Source organism: Gluconacetobacter liquefaciens (assembly GCF_003350405.1).
In the GTDB taxonomy this organism is placed as follows: domain Bacteria; phylum Pseudomonadota; class Alphaproteobacteria; order Acetobacterales; family Acetobacteraceae; genus Gluconacetobacter; species Gluconacetobacter liquefaciens.
In genome coordinates, this window is sequence record NZ_QQAW01000002.1 from 429,140 (window position 1) to 440,158 (window position 11,019).

General features: G+C 65.1%; 10 protein-coding genes. 8 read left to right on the forward strand and 2 right to left on the reverse strand.

The genetic code is table 11. The features are described from left to right. Positions 1-7: 7 nt before the first annotated feature. The gene (locus tag C7453_RS05230; RefSeq protein ID WP_114726460.1) at positions 8-1,057 is read right to left on the reverse strand and encodes an AAA family ATPase; all 1,050 of its coding nucleotides are present in this window, start codon (positions 1,055-1,057) and stop codon (positions 8-10) included. Between the two features lie 169 nt (positions 1,058-1,226). On the opposite strand from C7453_RS05230, the gene C7453_RS05235 reads away from it, so the two are divergent. From C7453_RS05235 to C7453_RS05260, 6 genes are all read left to right on the forward strand, one after another. Further along, the gene (locus C7453_RS05235) at positions 1,227-1,754 is read left to right on the forward strand and encodes a DUF1285 domain-containing protein (protein WP_245948803.1); all 528 of its coding nucleotides are present in this window, start codon (positions 1,227-1,229) and stop codon (positions 1,752-1,754) included. Next, on the forward strand, positions 1,727-2,968 hold the full coding sequence (locus tag C7453_RS05240) for a CCA tRNA nucleotidyltransferase (RefSeq protein ID WP_114726462.1): 1,242 nt from the start codon (positions 1,727-1,729) through the stop codon (positions 2,966-2,968). The genes C7453_RS05235 and C7453_RS05240 overlap by 28 nt, the downstream gene beginning before the upstream one ends. A gap of 109 nt (positions 2,969-3,077) precedes the next feature. Next, entirely contained in the window at positions 3,078-4,847 is a 1,770-nt protein-coding gene (locus tag C7453_RS05245) for an ABC transporter ATP-binding protein (RefSeq protein ID WP_114726463.1), read from the forward strand. Positions 4,848-4,996: 149 nt separating this feature from the next. Further along, positions 4,997-6,088 carry an HlyD family secretion protein gene (locus C7453_RS05250; protein WP_114726464.1) on the forward strand — a complete coding sequence of 364 codons (1,092 nt, stop codon included), beginning with the start codon at positions 4,997-4,999 and terminating at the stop codon, positions 6,086-6,088. Next, positions 6,085-7,680 (forward strand): DHA2 family efflux MFS transporter permease subunit, encoded by a 1,596-nt coding sequence (locus tag C7453_RS05255; protein WP_114726465.1) that lies wholly within the window; start codon positions 6,085-6,087, stop codon positions 7,678-7,680. The genes C7453_RS05250 and C7453_RS05255 overlap by 4 nt, the downstream gene beginning before the upstream one ends. 23 nt (positions 7,681-7,703) lie before the next feature. Further along, complete coding sequence (locus C7453_RS05260; RefSeq protein ID WP_114726466.1) at positions 7,704-8,102, forward strand: NUDIX hydrolase; 399 nt, start codon at positions 7,704-7,706, stop codon at positions 8,100-8,102. 451 nt (positions 8,103-8,553) lie between these two features. On the opposite strand, the gene C7453_RS05265 is transcribed toward C7453_RS05260, so the two are convergent. Then, positions 8,554-9,666, reverse strand: a complete 1,113-nt coding sequence (locus C7453_RS05265) for a GNAT family N-acetyltransferase (protein ID WP_170143133.1) — start codon at positions 9,664-9,666, stop codon at positions 8,554-8,556. A 447-nt stretch (positions 9,667-10,113) separates the two neighbouring features. On the opposite strand from C7453_RS05265, the gene C7453_RS19590 reads away from it, so the two are divergent. Together C7453_RS19590 and C7453_RS05270 are read left to right on the forward strand one after the other, a co-directional pair. After that, complete coding sequence (locus C7453_RS19590; protein ID WP_211311023.1) at positions 10,114-10,284, forward strand: metallophosphoesterase family protein; 171 nt, start codon at positions 10,114-10,116, stop codon at positions 10,282-10,284. Beyond that, the gene (locus tag C7453_RS05270) at positions 10,266-10,850 is read left to right on the forward strand and encodes a metallophosphoesterase family protein (RefSeq protein WP_211311024.1); all 585 of its coding nucleotides are present in this window, start codon (positions 10,266-10,268) and stop codon (positions 10,848-10,850) included. Before C7453_RS19590 ends, C7453_RS05270 begins: the two co-directional genes overlap by 19 nt. Positions 10,851-11,019 lie beyond the last annotated feature (169 nt).

Genomic DNA, 11,019 nt, shown 5'->3' on the forward strand with positions numbered 1-11,019 from the left:
GCGACGCTCAGTCCAGTGTGTGGAGCAGGCCGTCGATCAGGTCCGGCAGGCGCCGGTTTTCGGCCCGGGCGGTGAAGGTCAGGGACATGCGGTGCGCCAGGACCGGCTGAGCGAGGGCCGCGATGTCGTCGATGCTGGGCGACAGGCGGCCGTCGAGCAGGGCGCGGGCGCGGGTGGCCAGCATCAGCGCCTGCGCGGCGCGGGGGCCTGGGCCCCAGGCCACGGCGTTGCGGATGGTGGTGTCCTGCGTCGTTTCCGGCCGGGCGGCGCGGACCAGTCGCACGATGGAATCCACCACCCGGTCGCCGACCGGCAGGGCGCGGACAAGGCGCTGGGCCTCGATCAGGTCGCGGTCGGTCAGGACCGGACGGGGCACGATGTCTTGGCTGCCCGTGGTGGCCAGCAGCATCGCGCGCTCGGCGGCCTCATCGGGGAAACCGAGGGGGATCTGGAGCATGAAACGGTCGAGCTGGGCCTCGGGGAGGGGGTAGGTGCCTTCCTGTTCGATGGGATTCTGGGTGGCGAGGACGTGGAACGGAGTGGGTAATGTGTGGTCGGTGCCGGCGATGGCGACCCGGTGTTCCTGCATGGCCTGCAACAGGGCGGACTGGGTGCGGGGGCTGGCGCGGTTGATTTCGTCGGCCATCAGCAACTGGCAGAAGACGGGACCTGGTACGAAGCGGAAGCTGCGGCGGCCGTGTTCGTCCTCGTCGAGGATTTCGCTGCCGGTGATGTCGGACGGCATCAGGTCGGGCGTGAACTGGACGCGCCGGGCGTCCAGGCCCAGTACCGTTCCCAATGTCGTGACCAGCAGGGTCTTGCCCAGCCCCGGTGCGCCGACCAGCAGCGTGTGGCCGCCAGCCAGGATGCTGGTCAGCGTCTGGTCGATGACCGTACGCTGACCGTGGATGACGCGGCCGATTTCGGCCCGGGCCGCCTGCAGCAGACTGCCCAGGCGTTCGGCCTGTGCGAGGTCGGCGGTGGCGTTCGGGGCCGAGAAGGGGGGCAGGCCCGGCGCGGTGCCGGAGGCGGGGGGCAGGGCGTCCGATATCGTCATGCGCTCAATCTGACAGGTCTGGGGGTTTCATCAAGTCGGGGATGATCCCTATATCGGGTGTCTGACGATTCAACAGGCGTGGGTTATGCAGTTGGCTGACGATCTGAACAGGCGTGCCGTCGCGGCTTTCGATGGTGCCCAATGCTCCTCCCGCCCTGGCATTCCCCCCATGTCGGCATCATGCGGGGCGTTGCCGTTCCGGATACAGCGGGATGGGACATGGCTTTATCGCGGCACGCCGATCCGCCGCAAGCCGATGGTCTGCCTGTTCGCGTCGGTGCTGACGCGGGACGCCGAGGGGGCGTACTGGCTGCAGACGCCGACCGAACGCGGCACGATCGAGGTCGAGGACGCGCCATTCGTGGCGATGGAACTGCATTGGAGCGGTTGCGGGCGCAAGCAGGTGCTCTCCTTTCGGACGAATGTGGACCTGGTGGTCTGTGCCGGGCCGGACCACGCGATCGTGGCGGAATGGGATGTTCCCTGCGAGGAATGCGGCACTGGCCCGGTTCCCTATCTGCATGTGCGCGACGGTGCCGGGGCATACCCGATCCAGGCCCGAATCGCCCGTTCGGTCTATTACGAACTGGCGGCCCTGGCGGTTCCCGGCACCTGTCGCGGTGCGCCGTGCCTGGGCGTGTGGAGCCAGAATGTCTTTTTTCCCCTCTCATGCCTGCCGGCGGGGGACGGGAGCTGAACCGGGGCGGCGAACTGGCGGACCGGCTGGCGGCATTGCCGCCGGATGCGCGGCAGGGACTGGCGCGGCTGTGGGGATTGCTGCCGCGGGCGCGGCTGGTCGGCGGGGTTGTGCGCGACCTGCTGGCCGGGCGGAGTGTGGCCGATATCGACATGGGTACGCCCGAACCGCCTGAGCGTGTGCAGGCGATCCTGACCGAGGCTGGTGTCAAGGTCGTGGCTACCGGGTTGGCCCATGGGACGGTGACCGCGGTGATCGACGGCCGGCCCTATGAAATCACCACGCTGCGTCGGGACGAGCGAACCGATGGGCGGCATGCCGTGGTGGCCTGGACCGATGACTGGGAAGAGGACGCGGCCCGGCGGGATTTCACGATCAACGCGATGTCCTGCGACCGGGACGGGGTGGTGCACGATTATTTCGGTGGCCGGGTGGATCTGGCGGCTGGGCGGGTGCGGTTCGTCGGCGATGCGGCGGCGCGCATTCGCGAGGACGCGCTGCGGGTTCTGCGTTTTTTCCGCTTTCACGCCCGCTATGGGCGGGGCGTGCCGGACGTGGCGGCGATGGAGGCGATCGTGGCCTGTCGTGACGGCGTCTCCCGGCTTTCGGCCGAGCGGGTGTGGTCGGAGTTGCGGCGCATCCTCACCGGGCCGGCCGTGGTGGCGACCCTGACGCTGATGGCGAAATGCGGTGTGCTGGCCATCCTGCTGCCGGAGGGATGCGACCTGCCGGCGCTGGCGCGGCTGATCGGGAGCGGAGCGCCGGATGACGCGGTGCTGCGCCTGGCGGTGCTGGCGCGGGCTGTGCCGGAGGAACTGGCCGGGCGCCTGCGCCTGTCGCGGGCCGATACGGCGGCGCTTGCCGCGATCCGGTCGGGACCGGAGCCTGATCCGGCGCTGGAGGAGGACGACCGCCGTCGCCTGCTGGCCGACGAGCCGGCACAGGCCCTGGTCGGGCGGAGCTGGCGGGTGCAGGCGGAGCGGCTGGGGGTGGCATCACCCCTGTGGGACGCGCTGCGGGCTGATTTGCTGGCTCGTGCGCGGCCGGTCTTTCCGCTGGCGGGGCGGGATCTGGTGCAGGCCGGCATGGCGCCCGGCCCACGTGTGGGGCAGGTGCTGGAACAGGTCCGCGCCTGGTGGCACGCCGGAGGGTGCCGGGCCGGGCGGCGGGAGTGCCTGGCGCAACTGGAGCGGCTGACGGCGGGGACCGCTTGATACCGGACGGCTCGCGCCCTGGAACGGCGTTGCTTTCTTTGTCATCCATGGCTTGGTAAAGGGCTGCATGAACGTCGTTTCGTCCCGGACCCCGGCCTCTTCCCCGCCCATGCCTGCGCCGGCCCGGCCGGCGGGAGGCGATGCGCATGAGCGGGGCATGGACCTGCTGCGGCGCGTGTGGCGCGAGGACGTGCGGCACCATCGCGGACGGATCGCGGCGGTGATCGGGCTGACGATCCTGATGGCGTCGCTGACCGGGCTGTATCCGCTGGTCATCCAGCGGGCGCTGGACATGTTCGCCGACCACGATCCGCGCATCCTCTATCAGGTGCCGGCGCTGGTGATCCTGATCACCGCCGCCAAGGCGCTGTCGCAATATGGCCAGACCGTCGCGGTGCAGAACCTGGTGCTGGTGGTGATTCGCGGCTTGCAGGAGCGGATGTTCGCGCATCTGCTCCATGCCGACATCGCCCGGGTCGAGCGCGAGGCGCCGGCGCAGCTTGCTGCCCGGTTCACCACCGATGCCGTCTCGATCCGCGAGGCGATGATCCGTGTCGTCAATTCGCTGGGCGATGTCGTCACCGTCGCGGGGCTGGTGGTGTCGATGTTCTATATGGACTGGGAGCTGAGCCTGATCGCGGCGGTGCTGTATCCGATCGCGGCGGTGCCGATCCAGCGGCTGGGCAAGAAGGTCCGGCGGGCCTCGGGCGGCATGCAGGAGCGGATGGGCGAGACGTCGGCCCTGCTGACCGAGAGTTTTTCGCAGGCGCGCACCGTGCGGGTCTATCGTCTGGAGCAGGCGGAGACCAGGCGGGTCGATCAGGCGTTCGACCAGTTGCATGCTGCGCTGCTGCGCATTGCCCGTGGGCGGGCGCGGGTCGATCCGGTGCTGGAGGTGCTGGGCGGGGCGGCGGTTGCCGCCGTGCTGGGCTTCGCCGGCTGGCGCGCGGCGCTGGGCGGGGCGACGTTGGGCGATTTCTCCGGCTTCGTGGCTGCGCTGCTGCTGGCCTCGCGGCCGTTGCGGGCGCTGGGGTCGCTGAATGCCGCGATGCAGGAGGGGTTTGCCGGTCTGGAGCGGATCTTCGCCGTGATCGACGAACCGGCCGATATCGTGGAGGCCCCCGATGCCGGGCCTCTGCCCGAGGGCAACGGCCATCTGCGCTTCGAGGCGGCTTCGTTCGTCTATCCCGATGGACGGGTGGGGCTGAACGGGCTGAGTTTCGACGCGCGGCCGGGGTTGACGGTGGCGCTGGTCGGGCCGTCCGGTGCCGGGAAATCCACCGCGCTGTCGCTGATTCCGCGCCTGCATGATGTCAGTGGCGGGCGGATCGTGCTGGATGGGATGGACCTGCGGGCCGTGCGGCTGGCTGATCTGCGCGACGCCATCGCTTATGTCAGCCAGGATACGCTGCTGTTCGACCTGTCGGTGGCCGATAATATCCGGGTGGGACGGCCGACGGCGACGGATGCCGACATTCGGGCGGCGGCGCGGGCGGCGGCGGCGGAAGCCTTTATCGACGCGCTACCGGAAGGGTTCGCCACCCGTGTCGGCCCCGGCGGGCAGCGCCTGTCGGGTGGGCAGCGCCAGCGGGTGGCGCTGGCGCGCGCGCTGCTGCGCGATCCGCGCGTGCTGCTGCTGGATGAGGCGACGAGTGCCCTGGACAGCGAGAGCGAGGCGCTTGTGCAGGAGGCACTGGGCCAGTTGCGGCAGGGGCGGACGACCATCGTCGTTGCCCACCGGCTCTCGACCGTGCGGTCGGCCGATCTGGTCGTGGTGCTGGCCGACGGGCAAGGGGGGGAATGCGGAACCCATGCCGACTTGATGGCGGCCGACGGGCTGTATGCCCGCATGGTACGAACCCAGGCTTTCGGCCTCTGAATCGCAGGCCGGGGGGAGCCGGCCAGTCTTTTCGTCGTGTCTGCCGGGTGGGGCGGTTGATGGATCGGGGACTTCGTGCCATGGATTGACCGACCGGTTCGGTCATTCGACCGCGCTGACGCTATGAGCTGGAACGCAAGAGGAACCGTATGGCCGAGCAAGACGGCGCAGGGTCGGGCGACAAGCCGGAAGAAACGCGCAAAAAGAAACCCAACCCGCTGGTCCGTGTCGGCCTGATCCTTTTTGTCGTCGTCCTTGTGGTGGCGGCCGGGATCTACTGGTTCCTGACCCGCCACGACATTGAGACCGACGATGCGTTTACCGCCGGGCGTGCGGTGACCATCGCGCCGCATGTGCGCGGCTATGTGACGGAACTGCTGGTGAACGATAACCAGTTCGTCCATGCCGGGCAGGTGCTGGCGCGCATCGACGACCGCGACTATCGGGCGGCGCGCGACAATGCCGCGGCGACGTTGCAGATTGCCCAGGCCCAGGCGGAAGGGGCGCAGTTTGGACTCGCGGTCGCGCAGAAGGATTTTCCGGGCCGGTTGCTGATGGCGCAGGGCCAGTTGCAGGCCGCGCAGGCGCAGCAGTTCAAGGCCGAGACCGATTACCGCCGCCAGCATGCGGTGGCGCGGGCCGCCACCACGCAGCAGGATATCGACTACGCCACGGCGGCGCTCCAGGCTGCCAAGGCGCAGGTGACGCAGGCCGAAGGCAATCTGCGGATTGCCGAGCCGGTGCAGGCCAATATCTCGAACACCCAGACGCGGATCAGCCAGTATGACGCGCAGGTGGCGCAGGCCAAGGCGCAGTTGGTGCAGGCCGAACTGAACCTGGGATGGACGGAGATCCGTGCCCCGCATGATGGCTGGATTTCGCAGCGCAATATCGAGCGCGGCAGCTTTGTCAGCGAGGGGCAGTCGCTCTTCTCGGTCGTCGAGCCGGAAGTGTGGGTGGTCGCGAACTACAAGGAAACCCAGATGACCCATATGCGGCCGGGTCAGAAGGTGGACATCGCGGTGGATGCCTATCCGTTCCTGAACCTGAAGGGCCATGTGGATTCGATCCAGCTTGGCACCGGGGCGACCTTCAGCGCCTTCCCGCCCGAGAACGCGACGGGCAACTATGTGAAGATCGTGCAGCGCGTGCCGGTGAAGATCGTGATCGACCAGGGGTTGCAACCTGATCTGCCGCTGTCGCTGGGGCTGTCGGTCGTGCCGACGGTGCATACGGAATGAGCGATGGCCCGGCGGCCGGCGCGTCTGCCCCGGCGGAGAGGTCATGGAAGCCCAAGGCGAATCCATGGCTGATCGCGGTCGTCGTGACGGTGGCCGCGTTCATGGAAATCCTGGACACGACCATCGTCAACGTCTCGCTGCCGCATATCGCCGGCAGCCTGTCGTCGACCTATGACGATGCGACCTGGACCCTGACATCCTATCTGGTGGCCAACGGCATCGTGCTGACCATCTCGGGGTGGCTGGGAAAACTGCTGGGCCGAAAACGCTATTTCCTGATCTGTATCTTCATGTTCACCGTGTCGTCGTTTCTGTGCGGCATGGCGACGAGCCTGCCAGAACTGATTCTGTTCCGGCTGATGCAGGGGTTTTTCGGCGGCGGCCTGCAACCTAACCAGCAATCGATCATCCTCGATACCTTCCCGCCCGAAAAGCGGGCGGCGGCGTTCGGGCTGACGGCGATCGCCACCATCGTCGCGCCTGTGATCGGGCCGGCGCTGGGTGGGTGGATTACCGATAATTATTCCTGGCGCTGGATCTTCTTCATCAACGTGCCCGTGGGGCTGGCGGCGACCTTTGCCGTGTCGATGATCGTCGAGGACCCGCCATGGGCGGGCAAGCAGAAGGCGCCGCTGGATATCGTGGGGATCGGGCTGATCGCCATCGGGTTCGGGTGCCTGGAAGTCGCGGTCGATCGCGGCGAGGACGAGGACTGGTTCGGCTCGTCGATGATCCGGATCATGGCCGTGCTGGCGGTGCTGGGGATCGGCGGTGCGGTGGCGTGGCTGTTGCGGACCAAAAAGCCGGCGGTGGATCTGCGGGTTTTCAAGGACCGGAATTTTGCGACCGGCACGCTGCTGATCGGGGCGGTGGGCGCGCTGCTCTATGCCTCGGCGATCATCGTGCCGCAGTTCGCGCAGCAGGTGATGGGTTATAACGCCACGCTTTCGGGCCTGATTCTGTCACCAGGTGGCATTGCGGTCATCATCCTGATTCCGCTGGTCGGGCGGTCGATGAAGTATCTGAGCCTGCGGACGCTGATTGCGATGGGCTTCTTCTTCATGGGCGTGTCGTTGTTCTGGTCGGCGCATCTGGTTCCGTTGCTGGATTTCCGCCATCTGGTGCTGTTCCGCATGACCCAGACGGCCAGCCTGGCCTTTCTGTTCGTGCCGATTTCGACCATCACCTTCGCGACCCTGCCGCGCGAGTTGAATGGCGATGCCTCGGCGCTGTTCAGCATGGCGCGCAACGTGCTGGGGTCGATCGCGATTTCCGGCTCGACCGCCATGCTGACGGAGATCCGTCAGGCGCATCAGACGCAGATGGTGCATTGGATGACGCCGTTTCATCAGCCCTATAACGACTATCTGGCCAGGGTGAAGCAGGCAGCGAGCGGGCACGGGGTGGCGCAGGGGGCCTTGAATGCGGTCGCGCAGCATCGGCTGTTCGTCGAATTCACGCGGCAGATTTCGATCCTGGCCTATAATGAAGTGTTCATGATCCTGGGGATCGGGGCCTTCCTTGTCGTGCCGTTCTGCTTCCTGCTGTCGCCGATCAAGGGGGGCGGCAAGAAGCCGTCGGCCGGGCATTGAGCGGCAGGAAGCCGAGAGGGCGGGTGATCAGCGTCGTGTCGGCTGCGATCGTGCGGGATGGGGCGCTGCTGGTGGTGCGCAAGCGCGGCACCGACAGCTTCATGCTGCCGGGTGGCAAGGGCGAGCCGGGCGAGACCGAGGCCGAGACCCTGCAACGCGAACTGCGCGAGGAACTGGGTTGCGGGCTGCATCCTGACAGGCTGGCGCTGCTAGGCCATTTCGAGGCGCCGGCGGCCAACGAGCCGGGATGCGTGGTCCGGGCGGCGATCTATCGCGGCGACCTGGATGGCGTGCCGGTGATCGCGGCGGAAATCGCGGAGATGCTGTGGCTGGATGTGGAGGGGGAGGAGGAGCCGCCGATCCGGCTGGCCCCGCTGCTGAACCGGCATGTGCTGCCTGCTCTGCGCGACGTGGTGGCATAGCCCTTTCCGATCGACGAATGGGGATGCAAGGGCCGAGGCCCTTGCCGGGTTCGGGCAAAGCCCGACCTTTTCCGTGACGCCGGCCGGAGCCCTCATCCGCCCCCATATCGTATCGCCCCGGTAGCCGAATGCTGGTCGCCGTTTCATATCGCGCCTCAATCATGACATGCGCACCGGTTGCGCCCTGATCCTGCGTTGCGACTGGCACTGAAAACGATCCAGGCGGTTTCTGTCAGTAAAGTCGGGTGTGGCCGTGATCGTTGAGGCAGGGTGGCTTTGCATACAGCCTCGACGCGAATTGCCGTTTTCCGTTAGGAACCTAAAGCGGCTCACCGGACGATCGGGCAATCGCGCTGGTCCCGATGGATCGGCAGGGGAGACGCGCCGATGCAAGGTGCGTACGGCGCTTGCCGTCAGGGCCGGCTCCCATTTTTCGCATGCGCAGTTCTGTCTATTGTTTTTGAAGAACGGTGGCCGTCACGACCTGATGGGGAATGAAGCCAAGCGACCGATATAATGCGATGGCAGCTTTATTGTCGGAGTAAGTATGGAGGAAAGGCGTCTCGCCTCTATCCAGAATACGCTGGGCGACAATACGCATGAGAAATCCAGCGTATCCGCGTCCTCGATAGTGAGGGTGAGTGCATACACCGCTGACCTCCGTAAAATTTCCTGGCTTCATGCGTTCTCCAGCCATGGCGACCAGACGTCCCGCTTCGCGGATACCGACGAAACCGCCTAATTGCCATGTGTCTGCCAGGAAAGGACCGGGGACAGTGAGCATCGCGAGTTCTCGCATTTCAACGGTGTCGTCTGCCCCTAGATCAAAGAAAGAAAAATCGTGCTCACTATCAGATACATGCGATGCCACCATCTGTAGGCATTCGGCAGTTTTGACGACTTTCAGGCCAGGTGGGGTGGGAAAGCGTTCCTTTTCCACGAGCCAGATCTCTTCATCCGGAGAGAGCAATTTCCCAAATGCCCGAAGATCAATGTCTCCGGTTCCTGCGGAAGCGCCGAACGGGGTAATCGTTCTTTGGTAGCACAATGCATGATTATTACCGACAGAGAGTGCGCTTTGCCGGCCCGTGAGAGCATGCCAGACGGGGCGATTCAGAACATCTAACGGAGGTGAGGCGGGTGTGCGGGTTAGCAGATGCCGAACTGAAGTCAGTGCCTGCGCGAGCGTCTGCCGTTCAGTTTCATTCAACTGTAACAGGGAGGTCTTAATGACATCGTGCTGTCTTTGATCGACGTTTTCGAAAACGATACGTCCCTTGGCCGTCAGTTTCATGGGGCGTGAACGGCCATCTTCCGGTGATCGTTCGCGTGTTATCCATCCTTCATTCTCGAACCGACGTATCATGCGGCTCAGATACCCGCGATCCAGTGTCAGGACATCCTGCAGGACATTGGCCTGAACGGGTTCGCGGTTTGCGATTTCCAGCAGAAGACGGGCTTCCGTCAGCGTCATGTCGCTGCCCAGAAAGCGTGAATCGAGCGCCCCGACATATCGCATGTAAAAGCGGTTGAAATCACGAACCGCCGCTATCGCCTGTTCCATGTTCATCCATTCGGACAAAAGGTTGCCTGAAGCAACTATACGCCGGATCTAGAGATAATGCACGCGTTTTGAATGGAGAGAGTCCGCTTCATGGCGAACGAGCCCTGTTGCATGGTGTTGGGGCAGGAGGAGGTTCAGAGCGGCAAGCCGGCGGGGACCTGTCCTGAATGTCATGTGTTTGGTGTGATGCTGGAGAGGGAGACGCATCATGTCCCGGCGCAAGAGGCTGGTGGCGGGATTGCTTCCGCTGGTAGAAGCCTTCTGCTCGGTTGGGGGCTTGGTCCTGCACTCGTTCGCGGGTTCGGGTTCGTCTTTGATGGCGGCGTAAGCGGTCCCCGTTCTTCATCTCACCTGCGCGCCAGTTCCAACCGCAAGGACAGTCTCACCCGGACGCGCACGTTTCCGGTCGCGTGGACTGAAGCGGCGTGATTGGAATATGCTGGCGGCATGAGGATTGCTGTGATCGCCGATGTCCATGGGAACAGCCTGGCTCTGGATGCAGTGCTGCATGATATTGCCCAAGAAAATCCCGACCTGATCGTCAATCTGGGGGACCTGGTTTCCGGGCCGTTCGACCCGGCCCGCAGTGGGATATCCAAATGTCGCTTTCTGCCGTAACGGTGGCAGGTAATCACGAACGCCAATTGCTGACAGGTGGGGCGGGTGCCTCCGATGCCTATGCGCGGCCGCGCCTGTCGGAAGACCATTGGAAATGGCTGCGGTCGCTTCCCGCCACGGCGAGGTTGCTGGATGGGCGGGTGTTCGCCTGTCATGGCAGTCCTGCCGGAGGGGACCTGGAGTACTTCCTGGAAGATGTCTCGACGGGCCATGCGCGGCTCGATCGGCCTGAGGCTATTCGCCGTCGGCTGGTCGGGGCGGGTGATGCGAAACTCGTGTTGTGTGGGCATACCCATATCCCACGCGTCGTCACGATTGATGGTGTTGTTATCGTCAATCCTGGCAGTGTCGGGATGCCTGCCTATGACGACGATCGCCCGGTTGCGCATGTCATGGAGGCAGGTTGCCCGCATGCGCGATATGCCCTGGTCACTCCTTCGTCTTCGGGATGGCGCGTTGATCTGCGGGCCGTTCCTTACGATTTCGAGGCGGCTGCGCGACAAGCGGAGCAGGCTGGGCGGCCCGAAATCGCTTTTGGGGTGCGTACAGGTAGAATGCCGTGCTGAATGGTGTTGGAAGCAGGTGCTTTTTGCGCGACCTGGGGACGTGACAATACGACGTCTGTTATTCGGTTTTGCGATGCGCCGTTTAAGCATCTGGATGAAGGGGAGTGCTGCCGGTCTGTTCATTCTGGAAGCCGACAGGCAGATCAGGGGGGGAAGAGGAATGTCGGCT